Source organism: Alphaproteobacteria bacterium (assembly GCA_025210155.1).
GTDB lineage: Bacteria > Pseudomonadota > Alphaproteobacteria > Rs-D84 > CASDRH01 > JAOASE01.
The window spans coordinates 1-19718 of sequence record JAOASE010000004.1; the positions used below are offsets into that span (position 1 = coordinate 1).

At 28.9% G+C, this 19718-nt stretch carries 18 protein-coding genes and 1 tRNA gene; 5 read left to right on the top strand and 14 right to left on the bottom strand.

Annotated features, from left to right (window positions below; translation table 11 throughout):
- Positions 1 to 24: 24 nt before the first annotated feature.
- Positions 25 to 101: transfer RNA gene (locus tag N4A44_00955), tRNA-Pro, on the top strand.
- Here the strand turns inward: N4A44_00955 and N4A44_00960 are convergent.
- The 7 genes from N4A44_00960 to N4A44_00990 all read right to left on the bottom strand — a co-directional run bounded on the left by N4A44_00960 (position 80) and on the right by N4A44_00990 (position 5983).
- Complete coding sequence (locus tag N4A44_00960) at positions 80 to 1588, bottom strand: recombinase family protein (protein MCT4552215.1); 1509 nt, start codon at positions 1586 to 1588, stop codon at positions 80 to 82. The two genes, N4A44_00955 and N4A44_00960, sit on opposite strands and share 22 nt — an antisense overlap.
- Positions 1589 to 1611: 23 nt before the next feature.
- Positions 1612 to 2238 carry an ApaLI family restriction endonuclease gene (locus tag N4A44_00965; protein ID MCT4552216.1) on the bottom strand — a complete coding sequence of 209 codons (627 nt, stop codon included), beginning with the start codon at positions 2236 to 2238 and terminating at the stop codon, positions 1612 to 1614.
- On the bottom strand, positions 2231 to 3289 hold the full coding sequence (locus N4A44_00970; protein ID MCT4552217.1) for a site-specific DNA-methyltransferase: 1059 nt from the start codon (positions 3287 to 3289) through the stop codon (positions 2231 to 2233). The genes N4A44_00965 and N4A44_00970 overlap by 8 nt, the downstream gene beginning before the upstream one ends.
- Before the next feature lie 47 nt (positions 3290 to 3336).
- On the bottom strand, positions 3337 to 4464 hold the full coding sequence (locus tag N4A44_00975; GenBank protein ID MCT4552218.1) for a hypothetical protein: 1128 nt from the start codon (positions 4462 to 4464) through the stop codon (positions 3337 to 3339).
- Positions 4464 to 4706, bottom strand: a complete 243-nt coding sequence (locus tag N4A44_00980; protein ID MCT4552219.1) for a SpoVG family protein — start codon at positions 4704 to 4706, stop codon at positions 4464 to 4466. The genes N4A44_00975 and N4A44_00980 overlap by 1 nt, the downstream gene beginning before the upstream one ends.
- Entirely contained in the window at positions 4687 to 4863 is a 177-nt protein-coding gene (locus N4A44_00985; protein MCT4552220.1) for a hypothetical protein, read from the bottom strand. Before N4A44_00985 ends, N4A44_00980 begins: the two co-directional genes overlap by 20 nt.
- 112 nt (positions 4864 to 4975) lie before the next feature.
- On the bottom strand, positions 4976 to 5983 hold the full coding sequence (locus N4A44_00990) for a hypothetical protein (GenBank protein ID MCT4552221.1): 1008 nt from the start codon (positions 5981 to 5983) through the stop codon (positions 4976 to 4978).
- A 134-nt stretch (positions 5984 to 6117) separates the two neighbouring features.
- Between N4A44_00990 and N4A44_00995 the strand changes: the two genes are divergently transcribed.
- Positions 6118 to 7215: a RelA/SpoT domain-containing protein gene (locus tag N4A44_00995; protein MCT4552222.1), complete on the top strand. Its 1098-nt coding sequence runs from the start codon at positions 6118 to 6120 to the stop codon at positions 7213 to 7215.
- A gap of 112 nt (positions 7216 to 7327) precedes the next feature.
- Here N4A44_00995 and N4A44_01000 read toward each other — a convergent pair whose 3' ends face one another.
- The 3 genes from N4A44_01000 to N4A44_01010 all read right to left on the bottom strand — a co-directional run bounded on the left by N4A44_01000 (position 7328) and on the right by N4A44_01010 (position 10290).
- On the bottom strand, positions 7328 to 8503 hold the full coding sequence (locus N4A44_01000) for a hypothetical protein (GenBank protein ID MCT4552223.1): 1176 nt from the start codon (positions 8501 to 8503) through the stop codon (positions 7328 to 7330).
- Positions 8504 to 8518: 15 nt separating this feature from the next.
- Complete coding sequence (locus tag N4A44_01005; GenBank protein MCT4552224.1) at positions 8519 to 9910, bottom strand: MBOAT family protein; 1392 nt, start codon at positions 9908 to 9910, stop codon at positions 8519 to 8521.
- 173 nt (positions 9911 to 10083) lie between these two features.
- Positions 10084 to 10290: a hypothetical protein gene (locus tag N4A44_01010; GenBank protein ID MCT4552225.1), complete on the bottom strand. Its 207-nt coding sequence runs from the start codon at positions 10288 to 10290 to the stop codon at positions 10084 to 10086.
- Positions 10291 to 10382: 92 nt separating this feature from the next.
- On the opposite strand from N4A44_01010, the gene N4A44_01015 reads away from it, so the two are divergent.
- The 3 genes from N4A44_01015 (at position 10383) to N4A44_01025 (ending at position 11614) form a co-directional block, all read left to right on the top strand.
- Complete coding sequence (locus N4A44_01015) at positions 10383 to 10796, top strand: transcriptional repressor (GenBank protein ID MCT4552226.1); 414 nt, start codon at positions 10383 to 10385, stop codon at positions 10794 to 10796.
- A gap of 66 nt (positions 10797 to 10862) precedes the next feature.
- Positions 10863 to 11297 (top strand): flavodoxin domain-containing protein, encoded by a 435-nt coding sequence (locus tag N4A44_01020; protein ID MCT4552227.1) that lies wholly within the window; start codon positions 10863 to 10865, stop codon positions 11295 to 11297.
- 107 nt (positions 11298 to 11404) lie between these two features.
- Entirely contained in the window at positions 11405 to 11614 is a 210-nt protein-coding gene (locus N4A44_01025) for a DUF397 domain-containing protein (protein MCT4552228.1), read from the top strand.
- A gap of 75 nt (positions 11615 to 11689) precedes the next feature.
- Here the strand turns inward: N4A44_01025 and N4A44_01030 are convergent, their stop codons facing one another.
- The 4 genes from N4A44_01030 to N4A44_01045 form a co-directional block, all read right to left on the bottom strand.
- A complete protein-coding gene (locus tag N4A44_01030) occupies positions 11690 to 16024 on the bottom strand; it encodes an autotransporter outer membrane beta-barrel domain-containing protein (GenBank protein ID MCT4552229.1) in 4335 nt (1444 codons plus the stop codon).
- A gap of 189 nt (positions 16025 to 16213) precedes the next feature.
- Positions 16214 to 17080, bottom strand: coding sequence for a F0F1 ATP synthase subunit gamma (locus N4A44_01035; protein ID MCT4552230.1), 867 nt, complete (start codon positions 17078 to 17080; stop codon positions 16214 to 16216).
- Positions 17081 to 17255: 175 nt separating this feature from the next.
- On the bottom strand, positions 17256 to 18779 hold the full coding sequence (locus N4A44_01040; GenBank protein MCT4552231.1) for a F0F1 ATP synthase subunit alpha: 1524 nt from the start codon (positions 18777 to 18779) through the stop codon (positions 17256 to 17258).
- A gap of 19 nt (positions 18780 to 18798) precedes the next feature.
- Positions 18799 to 19566 carry a hypothetical protein gene (locus N4A44_01045; GenBank protein MCT4552232.1) on the bottom strand — a complete coding sequence of 256 codons (768 nt, stop codon included), beginning with the start codon at positions 19564 to 19566 and terminating at the stop codon, positions 18799 to 18801.
- Positions 19567 to 19718 lie beyond the last annotated feature (152 nt).

The following is a 19718-nucleotide window of genomic DNA, read 5'->3' on the forward strand; positions in this document are numbered from 1 at the left end:
TATAATGAGGATATCTTAAGACTTCGGGAAGTCGCTCAGTCTGGTAGAGTACTACGTTTGGGACGTAGGTGTCGCAGGTTCAAATCCTGTCTTCCCGACCATTTGAAAAAGATTCATAATCCTTCAGTTCGTTGAAGGGTTTTTTTATGGAAAAACAAAGACTTCCGTGTTCTAAATGCAAGTTCCAAAGTAAATAATTGATAATAGCCCTTTTTTTAGGCACTTCGGAACTATTAAATAAGCTATAAGCCTTAGACATTAGCAAAACTAAGCCTTCTAGTGTCTTTTTAGACTCATCATCTGCACTAGTATAATCTTGTATTCTGTCTTCTATTTCATTCTTTCTAGTATTTAAAGCTAGTATCCTTTTGTCTAGCATATCTGTTGTAATACTATTAGTTTCAGAAAATGCATCAAGTAGCTTTGATATTTTTCCATCTATAGAATGATATTCTTTGCTTAAGGTATTTATAGCTTGTTTTGAAAATTCTTCTTGCTTGTTTTGAAATTGATTAAGGCTTTCTATTATTCCATCTAATACATCTTGGGGCATTTGAAATGATTTAAATAAATCGTTTATTTGCTCTAAGAACACCTCTTCTCTAATAGGCTTTTGAATACAATTTCCTTTAGCGTGAGAACAAGTTAAATATATATATGTTTTACCGCTTGGCTTAACTTTCTTAATAGGAGTAAGTAAACAACCACAAGAACACCTTACAAGCCCTTTAAATGGGCTAAATTCTTCTTTGACCTTCTTATTATCTATCTTTCCTTTATATGTGCCTTGCTTATCTAAAACTTGCTGGCACTTATCGAATAAAGCTTTTGAAATTATAGCTCCGTGAATATGAGAATATAGCTCGCCTTTAACTTTCATAACTCCATAATAAAAAGGATTCTTTATCATAGTATGAAGTTGAGATTTTGAAATATCTTTATTATTAGAAGTTTTTAAACCTAGCTCTTTTGTTATTGGCTTAAGCTCTTCTAGTGAATAAAGTCCTTTTGAATATTCTTCAAATAGCTTTCTTATAATAAAGGCTTTGTTTTCATCTATAACTACAATAGCTTTGTTGTTATCGTCTCGTTTGTTAAGATAACCTATAGGAGCTTTTGATAACCAAACCCCCTGCTCTCTAAGATACTTTCCTGACCTTTTAACATTTTCAGACAATTGAGCTACATAAGATTCTGATATCATTGTTTGAAAATTCCAAATCATAAAATCATTAGCAGTAGATTCTTTATCTATAATTTTGTTTTCTCTTATAAAATGAAGCTCTATATCGCCTTTTTGAATTGGCTCTTTAAGTAAAACTGTTTCTTTAAAACTTCGTTGAAGCCTATCAACTGTATTAACTAATATAGCAATAGGTTTTTCTTTTTGAGATAAAGCAAAATCAAGCATTTCATTGAATTCTTTTCTTTCGCCTTTTGTTGAACTTTCAGTAATTTCATATTCTTTGACAACATTCAATGCTTTCTTAGTTGCATATTTCCTAAGAGTATCTAATTGAGCTTCAATAGAAGCCCCTTCCTCTTGTTCTTTAGAACTCACTCTTGTAAATATTACAGCCTTTTTCATTCTATTGCCTTAATTTAACTTTATTAAATTGTTTTAGATTGAGCAATATCTATTAACATATTTTTTAAATCAATACCTGTTTCATTTTTAATAAATTCCCAAGCATCATCTCCAAAATAATATTTACCACCTAAACCAGTATATATCGTTTTTATTGTATCTTGAATTTTTATTGCTTGAGATCTGTTTGGATAAAAAAACATAATCCTAATAGGAATATAACCATGAGACTTAATACACTTAGCCCTAGTATGTTCTTTTGTAATATGATCTCCATCAGTCGTAGCATCTCTCCACTTAATTTCATACGCATGATTATCTACAAGACAATCTATTTCAAATTTTTTTGGTCTATTCCCTTGATTATTTTCTACCTTTTCTTTTTCTTTGGCATCTCTGAACTTTTCTTTAAAACACTCTATTGTTATGTCTTCTAGGAAACTTCCTGCATATTTGTATAAAAACCTTCCTTTATTTTGATATAAATCAATTTTATACCCTTCTTCTTCAGAAATTCCTAAAACTTGATAAATTAAATAATGATCTAAATTATCATTTTTCATTTCCTCTTCTCTGTTATGCATTTTTTCTTTTAGCTTATCACTATAAGATTGCGATATAGATATTATCTTTTCTCTAAAATTATTCATTATTTTCAACCTCTCCTATTATTACTATAGCCTTTCTATCTATTTTTTTCTTCTCTGTTGATTGTTCTAATTTCTTAAAAGACTTTTCGAAACTTTCTCCATCATCTTTTATTTTAATCGCAATCAAACCATCTTCTGAGTTTAAAAAACCATCAATACCTGAATTCCTATGAACTATATGTCCTGATAAATTACTTATTATATTTCTTTTATTTATATTATTATCTTCTTTAAATTCAAAAGAATTTTGTTTATTATTAGAAGCCTTACATAGCTGACTTTCTGTTTTTATAGGGTTTTTTAACCTCTTATCAGATAAATCAATTGCATCTTGAGACATATCTATCCCTATATAATTTCTGTTTAATATTTTAGATGCTACCAAAGTAGTTCCACTCCCACAGAATGGATCAAGAATAACATCTCCTTCTTCAGAGCATAACTCTATTATTTTTTCTAATAAATGGATAGGCTTCTGAGTTGGATAATTAACTCTTTCTTTGGCTTTTGGGTTAAGAAATGGAATATCCCAAACATCTCCTAAAGGGACTCCATTTTTCTTTTTTGCTATTTCCTCCGAATATATAACTTTATTATCCTTATCTCTCATTCTATTATTTAATATTTGATCAACATTTGTAGTTTCTGAATATCCCTTATATTGCTTAAAGAATTTGTATTTATTTGTTTTTGAATAAAAGAATATTGTTTGATGATTATTTATTAGTCCTTTTTTTGAATTTGACCATTTCTTGTAATTCCATATTATTTCATTCCTAAAATTATTATATCCAAATATATTATCTAATAATACTTTTATATAGTGAGAAGCATTATTATCACAATGAATAAATATACTACCTGTATCTTTTAATATATCTTTCATCTTTTTAATTCTAATTTCTAAAAAATCAATATATTCTGATATGTCCTCCCAAGAATCATTGAACTTATACTCAATATTATCTCTTTTAACCTTGTATTCTTTTTGAGAAAAAAATGGTGGATCTAAATAAATTAGATCTATAGAATTTTTTTCAATCTTATCCATAATATTAAAACAATCTCCTAGAAATAATTTATTAACATTTTTCAACTTTACAACCTTTCCTTATAATTATCTAATTTTAGTGAATTCATACTTTGAATTTTTGATTTTACATCCTTGAAAGTATTATATAGATAATTGTTCTTGAAATCAATCTTTTCTATATCTTTTTTTATTCTGTTATAAGTCTTATCTAAGCCCTTGTAATTCCTTATCCCTTCCTCTTTTATCAAGCTTAAAGCTCCTAAACATTTAATAGCTTTACTATGATTTAAACCGTGATTTAGAAGCTTTTGATATAAAACCTTACTTTCATCTTCTGCTAATACTACCACCGCAAGAGATGGATTTATATATTTATCCCAAAAATTAGTTAAAATCCTTTTTGCTATTACCTTATTAAAAAGCTGATTTATCTGTATAGATTGTGGATTTAAGCCATTATCTCTTAAAGCTTTCCGTATAAGGGTTTTATTATTAAGCCTTACTTCAATTCTCAGCACTTGTAAACAATCTAATTGTGATTTAGAGAATAAGTCTCTTTGAGGATAGTTATCGCCTTCTAAAGCCTTTTTATCGCTTATTTTAGATTGTTGCAAATCCTTAACCTTATCGTAGAAAGTTAATTCATAGCTATTTGTTCTGAACTTTATACTATGCCCTTCATTTCTAAAGTCTGTTTGGTTGCTATCAAGTTTTTTAGATATATCCATTTTAGCTATTGATTTTGTTATTAGACTCACAGGACAATTATCAAGTATTATGTTTTTTCCAAAGTGAATAGCTACAAGGTCGGAAGTTTTTAAAGCTTCTTTTGTAGTTTCTACATACATAGATTTTAAAGCCTTATGAAGTTTATCTATCACTTCTTTAAAGTCTGTATTTTCTAGCTCGTCGAAGTTATTTCCATATAACAACTTAGGAGCTGAGAATTGTACCTTTAAACCTATATTATAACCTTTACCGTCTTTCATAAGTTTCTTTGAAAGAGTTAATTGAGGCTTATATATACCTTCTTTCTTATCTCTAGCACTAGCATTTTGATAACATTCATAATGACCTTGTGAAAGTTTATAGTAAGGATATTCAAATATTCCTCTTGCCGATGGATTGAAAGCTTCGTATTCTGTTATTTTGAAATCTGTTTCTTTCAGAAATATTGTTATTGTATCTATCATTATCTTGATTCCTTTAGTTTGTTAAATATTGTTGTTTCTATTATTGAGCTTGTTTCTCTGTTTATAGGGTATAAAATGCTATGATTTTGTTTTTGTGGGTATGTTATCCTATAACCACCGCTAAGCTTTTTATGAATTCCTATTGATGAGATATACAGGCTGTTATCTATTATTAGATTTGCAAAGCCTATAAGTCCGCTTCTTTCAGTTATGAAATCTATATTACACTCTGTTATTTTCATTACCTTGCTCCTTCTTTAGTTGTTTTTGTCTTTCATCTTCTTCATATAGCAATAGAATAACACCCATCAAATTATCACAAGCTCCTTGAAGCTCTTCATTTGATAGTTGGTTATCGTAAAGCCTGCCTATTGCAGTATGTAAAGATTCGTTTGCCATATCTAAAATATATGACTTTAAAATTAAAATTCCCTAGGAATAGCAAGGGATAGCTGAAGAATAGCAGTTGCTTGAGAATTTAAAAGCAGATTGTTTGGATATTTAAAAGCGTTTACTGTATAGATAAAACATCTTCTTCAATATCTTGTTGATTAAACGTGTTTTTAAATACAATGCTGTTAGACTGCAATGTCGGGAATAATATTTTCATAAGAGCTGTATTTTTATTGAAGATGTTTCTTATAACTTGGTCTAATCTATCTAATTTTGTAAAGCTTACATCTTCTCTAGAAATCTTTTTATTGGGGTTTTCAAATACATATTCAAAAACCTCTCTTTGTTTTCCTTCATTAAGCTTTTTGATTCTGCTTTCAATTACTCCATCTGAAAGAAAGATAGTATTATTTTTATATAAGATATTATATGTTTTAATAACTTCTATCTCTTTTGAATTTTCTTCTATATTTTCAATTCCTTTGCAAAACTGATTATAAAAATCATCAAAATCTTGTTTTAGAAGAATTACTAATTTATCGATTTTAACCACCTCCAATAACATTGGGGTATTATTTATTTCAAGATTTTCATCAGAACTTATATCTTTTAAAACAATAATATCAAGGCTTTTTAACTTTAATAAGAAATTAGCTATATTATCTGGAGATAGGTCTTTTTTAAAAACAAAATCTAAGCCTTTTAATTTAAAGGCTTCTCCTAAGTTTTTATCTCTTTCGTCTTTTAGGAAATTTAATATAGGCAAATATAAGCTTCTTATTTTAATACTGGAGTTTTCTATTAAATCATATCTTTTTAGAGAGCCTGTCTTTTTAAAGTGCTGAAAGTTAATATACTTTTTTATGATTTCCTTATATTTTAAATCGAAAAGACCTGTTTTTTTTATCTTGCAATAATATGAAGGATTAACAAACTTCCAATCCTGCTCTTTTTTTATCATAGAATAATCTGTTGCCATTTTATTTATTACAAGCTGAACATCTTGCTTTGGAACATCGCTCCAATAAGAGTTCCAGAAATCTATAGTTGAGCCTTCTGGAGCAAGCTCAAATAATTCATTTACCTTATTTGCTATATGGTATATTTTTTCTTCTGAATTTAACATCGAATTACTACCTTTCTTAAATTACAACTTTATAATAAACTTTAGAATACAAATAGAACAAATTCAAGAATAAAAGTTCTTGAAATAATTATACATTCTGATACCATTTTTAGAAATTAAAAGGAAAAAAAATTATGGATTACTCTAAATCAAAATTAGATAAGATAGCTTCTAAGATAAGACATAAAAAAGATTTAACAAAAGCAGAATCTTTAATATTTGAAGATTTTCGAAAAAATCATTCTAAAATACTAAATTCCTTTCAAACTTTAATAAGACGAAAATTAGATAGACCAAAGTGGAAAACTGTTATCTTTGCTCAAAGATTAAAAAAAAGAAATACTATTTTTGATAAAATATCACATAGACATAATGGAATGGATTTGTTAAGAATGAATGATATTGCAGGTTGTAGGTTAATATTCAATAACATTCAAGAATTAAACACTTTTAGACAAGTTATACTAGACACAAACAATAGAAGCTATAAAAGATGTAATGAGTTAGATAAATATGATTATATTCAAAAGCCTAGAGATACTGGATATAGAGGAATCCATGATATTTATGAAGAAATAACAGAAAATAACATAAAGCTTAAAATTGAAATACAATATAGGACTAAAGTTCAACATTACTGGGCTACCGCTTGTGAGATTTGGGATTCAAATTTTAATAAAAGAAGTAAATTTGGAGAAGGAAATAAAGGAGAAAAGCTTTTCTTTAAATTGATTTCAGATTTTCTAAACTATTCCTTTGATGAAGAAGATTACTGCCCTAAAAAAAATCTAAGGATATTTAAAAGAATTGTAAAATTAAAAAAATCTATAACATATTTGACACGTTTAAGAACTATTGAGAAAATTAAGATTGATAAAAAAATTAAAAAAAATATATTATTTAATAATTTCTTACTAGATAAATGGTCTTTAGATTTAAAAATAGAACAAATAAAACAACAAAAATTTAATGACAAATCTATAAACACATATAATGATTTAGAAAAATCTTCCGAATATAGCGATATAGTTTTAGTTATGACCGAGGGAAAAGACCTTAATAGAGCTTACAATAACTATTTTAATGATATAAATTCCTTTTTGAAAAAAATAAATACTGCCCTATTAAAAATAAAGAATGAATATCCTGTTAGATTTTTTATCTACTCTTTAATATTTTGTAATTTACTAGAGAGAGATGACTTGAAAAATTTAAAAAGGGGAAAGTTCTAAACCACCTAAAGATTTAGAAGTTCGTTTAATTGTGAAACATCGAATTCTTTTAGATATAATGTGTCTTGTAGGAGTTCCAAAACTGTCCTGTCTCCCCGACCATTAAGTTTTATTATATGTCATCCTCCACGGGATGGCACTTTTTTTTATTTAACTTTTTTTGAATTTCATCATTTAACTTTATAATATCAAAGTTTATAACCTTTTCTTTTGAAATCTTAATATATTTGTCTACATTTTTTGATGTTATTAAATGCCTTCCTTCTTTTATAGAATTTATTTGGTAATTATTCATATCAATATTGTAATGAGATGTATCTTTATAATTTGATATATCATCTAAATAATCCATATCTTCAAAAGCGTAAAACTTTAAATTTTTATACTTATCAGAAAGATTTGCCATATATCTCACTATTCCATAATGAATATTTGCTAAATTTTGGGATCTAATATATTTTGCAAACCTACCTCTAAAATATGGGGGCATTATTATATAAAAATTTGTATTTGGATATTTTTCTATATATTTTATCAAATATTTTTCTATATATTTTTTTGATGTTTCTAATTGATCTTTAAAATTCTCATCAGGACTGTCAATTAAAATCTTTTTAGTTGAGGTCTCTTTTAAGTCGTTCATAGCTGCCATTATTCGCTTATAGCTTTTATATTCAACCCACTTATCTACTCCACCGAACGTAGCAATATGTCTCTTATGAGAAAACCAATTATAAGGATAATTAAGAGATAACTGCTTTTCATTCTTTAATTTAAAACCTGAAAATAATATATTTTTTAATATATACTTATCGTTAAAATATATTTTAAAATCATTGAACTTGTTGTCATCATATAAATATGAATAATTTGATGTATTACTTATATCACTGTCTATGAAACACCCATCAAAAGAATATACAATAGATTTTAAATTTTTCTTCTTTTTAAAAAGGTAATCTAATACGACAGCTCTTTCATCAAATGAACCTCCACTCATTGATATATTTGCAAATGTTCCCCCTAATTTTTTACTTACAAAATCTGCTGAGGTATTTTGTATCATAGATGTGCCAAAAATAATTGAGTCAAATTTCTCTGACATTGAATTTATAACTCCGGCATTTTGAGTTCTGGCATCTTCATATAAAACCACATCTCTATTAAAAAATGGTTTATGAAAAATCATTAGAGGATCATTTATATATGAAATAATTATATATAAATATATTGGAGCTATGATAGTAAATAAAAATATTTTACTGTATTTTTTATAATTTTTTTCCACTTTTATATCCTTAAATTAAAAATTAAAATATATAAACTCTTGATATTCTTGTACGAAAATACTTTTCACTGAAAATAAAAATAAGAATATATAAAACGCTAATTTATATTTATTATACTTATAATTTTCATCTAATACTTTTAAACTATTTTTACTAAAAAATATTATAATAAAAGATAATATTAATATAATATGGTCTTTACTACATAGATTAAAATTCGAAATATTTTCTCCTATCCCAACCATTCCTTTAAGAACCTTACCTGCAGTTTCCATATTTTCTGCTCTGAAAAATATCCATGTAAAATTAACAAATAAGAATGTTATTATTATTGAAACAAATCTGTTTAAAATAATATTTGTTTTAGAAAAAATTCTATGAATTACAACCGCGATACCATGAAAAGTTCCCCATATTACAAACATCCAACTGGCTCCATGCCAAAAACCACCTAATAAAAATGTTAAAAATAGATTAATATATGTCCTTAAAGATCCTTTTCTATTTCCACCTAACGGAATATATACATAATCTTTTAAAAACTTTCCAAGAGTAATATGCCATCTGTTCCAAAAATCCTGAATGTTTTTTGATTTATAAGGGGAGTTAAAATTTATTGGCAACTTAATATTAAATAATAATGCTATTCCAATAGCCATATCACAATATCCTGAAAAATCAAAATATAATTGGAATGTATAACTTAGGCTTGTAAACCAAGAATGTAATATATCTAAACTTTGGGCAGAATATCCTGTCCTTACGTACTGGGCAAAATGATCTGCTAAGATGGCTTTTTTAAAAATTCCTATAGAAAACAAAAATAAACCTGTAATAACATTTTTATAATTAATTTTTAAATTTTCTTTATCTTCAAACTGAGGCATCATCTCCTTATGATGAACTATTGGTCCTGCTATTAATTGTGGGAAAAAGCAAACGAATAAAGAATAATTCATAAAGTTATAATGTTTTGTTATTCCCTTTTTACTATCTACTATATATGCTATTTGTTGGAATGTAAAAAATGATATGGCGAGAGGCAATGCTAATTTTAACAATTCAAAATTTGAATTGAAAATAGCATTTATATTGCCAATAAAGAAATCTGCATATTTGAAATATCCTAGTAGAAAGAGATTAAATATTATACCTAGATAAAATAAACTATTTTTCTGAATTTTGGATTTCGCATCTCCTATACCTCTACCTATATAAAAATTAAAAAGCATAGATACTAATATTAAAGGAAGGTATATAGGATTGTAGTATGAATAAAAAAATAAACTAGATAAAACCAGGATAACTCTTGATAAAATCTGATTCTTATGTTTTAGAGATATCCAATAAGATATACCTACTATAGGTAAAAATATATAAATAAAAACAAATGATGAAAACAACATTATTATTTTCCTTTCATAAAATCCTTTCTTAAACAATGAATGACTTTTCAAAATTCATTGCCTACTTTTGACAACTTATCATAAATGATATTTTTTATAAAGGAAATATTCAGATTTTTTTAAATAAAAAACCTAGCGGGTTGCTAGGTCTTTTCGAGGGAATTTTCTTTGTTTTAAATAAATAAAATAACCTTCTCTATTATTTCTTCAGGATAATATTTCATTACTTCAAAAAAGGCATCTTCTCCTCTTTTAAATAAATCTATGAGATACTTAACAGAGTGTTCTTCTCTATTACATCCTAATATAATTTTAGGAAGACTTCCTTTGAAATCGGTAAGTATAATATTTGCTTCTGGATTTAAAAATTGCTTTATCATAACGATAGGTTTAAATTTTTTGTTTGACATTTAAATGAGAATGATTATCATTTGTATTTGAAATTAATTAGGAAGTCAAGGAAAAATTTTATATGAATGAAAATGCAATTAAAGACCTACTTAAGAATATTGGCTTAAAAATAACTGAAAATAGAATCATAATATCTAAGATAATATTAGATTCTTTTGACCATATGACCGTAGAACAAGTATTACTTAAGGCGAAGAAAATAAATCCTAGTATTGGCCTGGCGACCGTATATAGAACTTTAAATTCTTTAGAGAAAGAGTCTCTTATAAAAAAACATATTTTTGCAAAAAATATCATAGCTTATGAAAATATACTGGAAAAACATAGGCATGATCATTTAATAGATATAGATAACAAAAATGTTATTGAATTTACCAATGGTAAATTAGAAAAATTACTTAATGATATAGCTAAAAATAATGGATATGAATTGCTATATCATGACCTGAAACTTTATGGGAAAAAACGTAGTTAGGTGTTTAATTTATTTTTGAATAAATAACTATAAATTTCATTTAATAAAATTATAAGGATATTAAATATGAGTATTAAAATATTATATGGTTCAGAAACTGGAAACTCTATTAACTTAGCTGATAAAGCTGCTGCTAATTTTAAAGCTGCTGGTAAGGAAGCTGAAGTTCTTGATATGGGACAGGTTTCTTTTGATAGTTTAAAGGGATATGAAAGTGTTATTGTTATTACTAGTACTTTTGGTGATGGAGAACCTCCGTTTAACGCTGCTACACTTCATGAAGAGTTAAAGAGTAAAAATGGAGAGGAGCTAAAAGATCTTAAGTTTGCAGTTTACGCGCTTGGACAATCTTTTTATCCACTATTTGCACAAACTGGTGTTGACTTTGACGAGTATTTAGAAAATAATGGAGCTTCAAGAATTAAGGAAGTTTTCAAGTCAGATGATGACTTTGAGGAAACGTTTGAACCTTGGTTAGAGGAAGTTAAGAAATCGATATAAAATTATTAATTTGTTAATAATTTTGAGCCTGAAATCCTCTGATTTTATTGGAGGGTTTCAAATCTAAAAAAATTTATTTTATCTTTAAACTTTAAAACAAAAACAAAATGGGAAGTTCTCAAAATTCAACTAATTCTTTTAAAACAAGTTCATTCTGTAGTGAAGATTGTTGCTGTGTTGGCGTTAAAAAAGACGGTGAGACATTCGTAGTAACCAACACTACTGGTGGACAGCCTGAAGTGAAATTCACTCAGGATGAATGGGAAGCCTTTATCAAAGGTGTTAAGAACGGAGAGTTTGATCCTGAAAAACTTTAATAAGTTTTGTTTAAAATTAAAAGAAGTTGATAGTATTTTTATCAACTTCTTTTTTTATATCTTAATATATTATTATTAGAACATGTATTTACCTTTTAAGTATAGAGTGTCTGAATCAAAGTTATCTCTATTTTCTATTTCATAATCAAATGATAACTCATGTCCCTTTTCATTTAGGTAAGTAATCCCTGCTCCCATTCTAATTATACTTCTTCCCATATCTGGTGATAAGTAACTAGTTCCTGCAAGGCCAGTTCCAGCATTTGTTGTGTGGATTGCAAATGCATTATCATTTAGCTCTCTTGCGAATTCTAATTTTGCAGTTGGCATTAGAGTTTCGTAATTATCTAAGTGGAAAACATAGCCATATTCCATACCTAAACTTGCTTGGAAGCTGTTAAAAGAAATAGATTCTACTGATAGATTTGAGGAACTTCCTTTTTCATCATAACCATCTTGATTAACATGTACATATGAAGCTTTTGCAAACGGTGCGAACACCATTCTATCTCTATATGTGTAAATTTTACCAAGCTTTGCCATTGCAGAAATTTGACTTGAATCATAATCTGCCTTAGCTATATCTGAACCAGCATTTCTCTTTTGGTCATATGATCCAATACCATATCCTAATACAGTATCTAAGAATGTTCTGTCATCCATAAGGTATGAACTGTATAGTGATAATTGGATTGTCTCCATATCTGTTTCAAAAGAATTTCCATCTCCTTCTGCATCTCCTGTTGAGTACGTTAAAGATACACCGGCAAGTAATTCATTAGAAAGTTTTTGATCATAACCAACTGTGATTCCGAAACTATCTGCATCGTAACCACTTGAGCTTAGGGTACTACCTCCAGATTTAGTTTCTCCGTCATAAGAGTCTTTTTGAGATGATATTTGAACCCAAACACCTTCTTTTTTATTGTCTATCCCAAATAGATTATCAACATCAGACATAATTGCGGCATCTATTGATGCTAACTCTGAATTTTCGCTTAGCACATCTTTGTATCTTCTAGCCATTTGTCTTCCTTGAACCACATCTAAAACTGCAGATGAAGCAGAAGCCGCTGAAGTAACTGAAGATTGGAAAACAGCGTTGCTAGGAGCTAAAGAAAGAACACCTCCTTGAGCTGGTGAAGTTGCAGGAGCTTCTACCAAGAACTTATATATAAGTTGATCTACTCCTTCATTATCAACAATTGAAAGTTCTCCCTCTCTATCAACCCCTAATAAATCTAAAGATAAAGTTGATATATCTGTGTCACCAAGCTCTACTTCTGATAATATTATATACTCTAAAGATTCTACAGATGATGAGGCTGATGAATCTACTGTAAGTTCAAAATTAACATTAGATAACGTTAATAATGTAGTCTCATTAGTAGTCATTAATGGTGAAGATAGGTTTTCAGAATTCAGTGTTAGACCTATTGTTGAATCAGATATATTAACAGTTTCTCCACCTTTGATAATTGGGAACTCCATAGTTGCATTTGTTATGTTTACAATGTCATTACCCTCTCCCATATCTATATCATAAGTTGTTCCTGATAAAACACCATTACCTGAATAGTTTAATGTGTTATCAAACGATTCTGCTTCTCCATGAATTGAACCATAATCCATTTCAATAGCAGCATACGAAGTACCTTCAATCAAACCATTATTGATTACAGTTAAATCAGTATCTATTATATCCTTTCCTGTTTGATCTCCATTAGTATGCTGAGCTCCGAATGAAATACCTATTTGTCCAGATATAACACCTGTTTCAGTATTTTCTAATGTTCCTATATCACTTTCTAAGAAATGTATTGCTACTGTGTTCTTTTTACCAGCATATTCAACATCTTCACTTCCCGCTGTGATGTTACCTGAGTTGATTATTCCCCCAGTTATATTATATCCAAAAGAATGTATACCTCTATTTAAACCTGAAATATCTCCTGAATTGTTTATTTGGTTTAGTGTATGAGATCCACCCCATGAAATTAATTTTATAGCATCACCTTTAGAAGTAATTTCACCGGCGTTTAAGACATCATTTAAATTTGTTTCATCTAGGAAAATTGCACCACTATACTTTTCACTTTCATTTCTTATTATTCCTGTTGATGTATTTTCAATATTTCCATCTATATTACTATAACCAACGTATAAAGCTGTATTAGTATCACCTGACTTAGTAGTTGTTGCCTCTATAGTTCCACTATTTAATACCCCCTTAAAACCATCATTTATATTTTTTAATTGAACTCCATACCTAAGAGATGAAATTGTCCCCGTATTCTCAAACATATTTGAAATAGTAATTCCATCCATATAAACTCCGTCACCAGTACGTGATGTTGAAATTATCGTTCCTGTATTGCTAAAATTATTAATTGAGGAACCAGATGAAAGATTTATTCCTGTAGCATTAGCGTTTATAATACCGTTGTTTGTAAGATCTCCATTTATAGCAAAGTTTCTAAAATAAATAAGATCACTACCTCCACCAAGGTTTCCATTGTTAGTAAGATTACCATTTAATGTTGAATTCTCTGCATATATTGCATTTCCCTCTGTTGTTATATCTCCATTATTAATAAAATCTCCATTTAAAACTGATGAGGCACTGAAGCTTATCATATGAGAAGCATAATTTCCTAGATGATATATATCTGCATTATTAATTATATCTAAATTATTTTCATTAGATATACTAATATAATTTTCAATTGTTTCTTCATAATAATTAAATCTAATTTGAGATTCTGGATTACTGTCATTTCCACCAATGTAAAGTGTGTCTATTCCTGAGGCTGCTGCTATATCATGGATTTGAATTTTAGATCCACTATTCCCTCCAGATATAGCGTTTCCTGTCAAATTAGTATCACAAACTCCTCCTGAACATGTTATAGCCAAATCCATTGATGAGGCATCTGTTCCAGAAAAATCTAAATTCCTTTGACCATATTCCATAACTAACTGATCTCCAACTCTATAGACAAATCCACCATAATTACTATCGGTGCCCAATAGAGCAACTCCTATTGTAGATGTGTCGATAGTTGAACCTGGTGATAAATTTGCTATTATAAACTGGCTATCAGAGTCCCCTGTTAACACAGCATCTGTTGTTGATAACCTAAAAATTGTATTTTCTACATTATTAAAACCTGTATTTCCCATTATAGGATTTGTATCATTAGATACTGTTAATGAAGTATATGCTACTGCATCATATATATTAAATTCTTCTATTCCATTATGAGTAAATCCCCAAGTGAATTTTTCAGTTAAGTTCAATGTATCATGCCCAGATCCCATATCTATATCATATGTACTTCCTGATAAGGTTCCTGTACCAGAATAAGTAAGAGTATTATCTGCGGCTAAATCTTCGAAGGTTATTGCAGCTCCTGTACTAGATAATAAATTTGAGTCTTTGTTTATAACTTTTCCACCTATATTTGATCCTGTTCCAATAAGTACCCCTTCCAAAATTCTACTTCCATTCCAAATATATACATCTCCAGCTATATTTCCTGATAATTTTAATTGGCCTCCTATTGATGTATCTCTTATGCTTAAAACATCTTTATAATTAGATGTTAAGTCACTTGAAATATTCACATTTCCATCTATCGTTGTATTGTATATATAAATTGCTTCCCTATCTAATGAGGTAACGCTACCTGAAACATTTACGTCACCCGCAATTCTTGTGACTCTATCAAGAACAAGTCCTCTATGACCAGAATCAATATCACCATCATATGTTACACTTCCAAAGTTTCCACCATTTAAATAGAATCCATAATCCTTAGTTGTGGAGATATTACTTGTTACTGATAAAGCACCTGTGATATTTACGGCACTTAATTGAAGACCCTTTCCTCCTGTTGATGTGATTCCTGAATCTAATGCTGTATAATTAAAACTATCCGCCATAACACTTTGTAATACAATTGATTCATTTTTTGCAAGAACGTCAGCCTTTATATCTATTGCTCCAGAAAAGGTACCTCTGTTTAAATATAAACCGTATCCATCTCCATTATTTGTAATATTTGAAACTATTGAAAGATTATTTAAGGAAAGACCAGATAATGATATATCTAAAGCTGAGTCATTTGCCCCTCCACCACTTCTAACTATACTATATGGATTACTTTCATCACCTGAGTCAATTGTAAAACTAGATACATTAGTGGGATTATTAATATAAAATTCATCCTCTCCTAAATTAATTTCCGTTCCTGATATTGTAGACAAACTACAATTATTAGATCCATCGCATGTTATTTGAGCATTCACAGATGATAAATCTTCTCCGGCATTAGTCCATTCTATAGCCGATGCATTAGACACAAATGATAAAGATAGTAAAAATGTATATATAGATATTTTTTTCATAAAATCTCTCCAAAATAAAATTCTCTGTGAACATTGTATCATAAATTTCGGTTTAAAAAAAGAATTTTTTGTAAATTTCAACCAACAGTATTGGACAACGACAAGAATAATAGTCTTATGTTAATAGGCAATAAAAACAATCTCTTATATATAAAAAAAATAATCCCTGAATTTTATCAGGGATTTTATTTATTCATCGCCAAGTCTTCCGGCTACGATGTCGAGAAGTTCATTTGTGATTTCCTCTTGTCGTTTTTCCTGTTGGACCTTGCTCATTTGCTCAATTTGTTCTTTAACATTCTTTTCAGATCTATCTAGAAGCATTGTTCTGTTAAAGTGTTCTGCTAGCAAAGAATTAATCAAAATTTTGTAAATCTCTACGAAAATGTATTGTCTCACAAGAGCCTTGTAGTTGTCCTTTTTATTTCCAACTATCATTGGTATTTGCCCTCTTTTCCATTTCTTTTTACTAATTCTTGAAAGGAATTCTTCATCAAGTGGGAATACTTTTTCTGTGATAGTTTCTAGCATAACATTGTCTTTCTTTTTGTTATAAACTAGATATACATTTTCAACGCCCTTCTCGTATTCATCCCTTAATCTTAGAACTATATCTTCTGCTACTTTAACAACGGACTTGATGTTCGTTGGCATTTTATAGAAATCAACAACCTTATCTTTTTCTGTAAATCTGGCATAAAGAGATTTACCATAAATAAGATATCTAGCATTAGCTCTTTGTTCTGGATTTATTTTCTTCTCTTCATTTATTACTAATTGATTGAAGTTTCCTACTAGACCTTGGTCAGTTCCTATGAATATATAAAGGCTTTTTTTCTTGTTGTTAGGGATTGTATCCTTACTTTGAAAACCTTTATTTATAAGATATATTCTCAAACCATCAATAATGTTTTTAGCGTAGAAATTCATACCTTCCGATGCTTTGTTATATTGATTGATTTGAACAAAAGACATCATCTTCATACTTTTAATAATAGTTTGAAGTTTGACGGCAGTGTTAATCTTTTTCTTAATAGTGTCTTTAGTCTCTATCATTTTATCATTCGTCTTTTAAACGAATTTAATCCGAAATAACGATTGTTAAAATCCAGTCATTTATTATTTATAAACTCCTTAGAATTTTAAAATCAATTTCGAATTCCTTCGCTTAAAATACTCTGCTAAAAACATAATATTTTCTGCGAAGAATTCGTTTCATCATTTTAGTTTTTTATTTATCTTCGTCTTTACTTATATAACCTGCTTTTAGAAGCGTTTTTTCCATTAGGTTATAAAGTTTCTTTTCTATTTCATCAGTGAATTTAGCACCTTTTTCAAGAGCTTCAATTTCTTCACTCATTTTATCTCTTACAGTCTTAATAAGAAGTTCTTCTGCAGCTTCAAGATTTTCTAGAGAAACTGTATCAGCAAGACCTGAAATGATCATATACATAGAAATTGTTTGATCTCCTACTGACATAGGTTTCAATTGGTCTTGTTTTAATATCTCTCTAACTCTAGCACCTCTGTCTAGGATTTTTTTAGTTGCTGCGTCAACCTGAACACCGAACTTAGTGAAACTTTCTAGTTCTTCGAATTGAGCATAACTGTTCTTTAAATCACCTGACAATTTCTTGTAAACAGGAAGTTGAGCATTAGAACCCACACGAGAAACTGAAATACCTATGTTGATAGCTGGAAGGAAACCTTTTTGGAATCTGTTGTTAGATAACATGATTTGTCCGTCCGTGATAGATATCAAGTTTGTTGGGATATATGCTGAAACGTTTTCACCTTGAGTTTCGCAAATTGGTAGTGCTGTTAAACTACCCTTTCCTTTAAGGTTTGAAGCTCTTTCAAGAAGTCTTGAGTGTAGGTAGAAAATATCACCTGGGTATGCTTCTCTTCCTGGAGGTCTTTTTAGGTATAATGCTACTTGTCTGTAGGCTTTTGCGTGTTCTGTTAAGTTGTCGTATACGCAAACAACGTCTTTACCTTTATCCATAAAATATTCACCAATTGCTGTGGCAGAATATGGAGCTAAGAATTGTTGACCCGATGGGCTGTCACCTGTAGACACTACTATAACAACATTTTTGAATGCATCATGTTTCTTTAGTGTTTCTATCATATTGGCAATAGAAGATGCTTTTTGACCTATAGCACAATAAACTGAGATTACGCCTGTATCTTTTTGGTTTATTATTGCGTCTAGAGCGATTGCTGTTTTACCCGTTTGTCTATCACCTAGGATAAGTTCTCTTTGCCCTCTTCCGATAGGAATGATAGAGTCAACTGCTTTGATACCTGTTTGGAATGGCACTTCAACACCTTCTCTTTCCATAATACCTGCAGCTTCTTTTTCGATAAGGTATTTAGTTGTGAATTTTTCTAATTCTTTTCCGTCTAATGGATTTCCTAGAGGATCAACAACTCTACCTAGGATGCTATCACCAACTGGAACTGAAGCTAATTCATTTGTTCTGTAAGCTTTATCACCTGATTTGATAGCTTCTCCATCTGTAAGAACAACTGCTTTTACAGTTTCTTCTGATAGAGACATAACGAAACATTTTCTATCTTTAATTTCTACGATTTCGTCTACTTTAACGTCTGACAAACCTTTGATTTCTATGATATCACCGACGATACTTTCTACGAAACCAACTTCACTTATTTTTGTAGAACCAACACTTTTTTCTCTATTTGAAAAGTTCTTCATTGAGCTCTCTATTGTTTCTTTTAATTGACTCATTCTTTATATCCTTTGCCTTTTACTTTTTAACCTTGTATGAAGCGTTAATTGCTTTATCAATTGCTTTTTTAAAGTTCTTTGTATAGCTTTCTACATTCCAAGCTATACTTTTAGAATTTATGATTATTTCTATACCTGTAGATCTTTCTTTGTTATGAGAAAATTCTACAAAATTATTTTTATTTTCTGATTTAACAATCTTTTCAATTTCAGCTTTATCTTCTTTAGAAACTGTGTAAGAAGTTAATACTTTGATTGCTTCTTTAGTATTTTCCTTAAGATTTATACCCTGTTTTCTTTTATAGTCTTTGTTAGAAAGTTTAGATATGAATAGTTTTGTAATTCTTTCTTCTAAAGTTTCATCTGATAGATCTTTGATTGCTGAACTTATTTCTTTTTCAAATAATCCTGAAACCTTTTCTTTCATAGAGTTATAGAAGTCTTCACTTTCTTTTTGTAAAGATTGGTGAATACCTTCTCTTTTTTCTGTTTCTACTATATCTAACTTTTCGTTTAACTTTTGTCTTTCAGCTGATGCCCAATCTTCTAGTTCATCCTCTTTTTGAATTTTGTATTCTTCAAAAGAAGCTTGCATTTCTTCTAGTTTAAGACGTTCTTTATCCGCCTTAGATTCTGCTATCTTTCCAGCTTTTAATCTTTTTTGAATTTCTTTTTCTCTTGCATCCATTGCATTTGTTATTGGTCTATATAGGTATTTCTTTAATATCCACATTAATATAAAGAAATTTAACATTTGGATTATTATTGTAAATGCATCTATTTTCATTTTTTACCTTCGTCTTTTGCACGAATTGTTGCAAAAACTGCGTTTAAAAATTCAGTCATGTATTATTTATACACTCCTTAAAATTTTAAAACTTGTTTTAACTCTCTTCGCACAAAATACTTGTTTAAAATACTTATACGAAGAATTCGTCT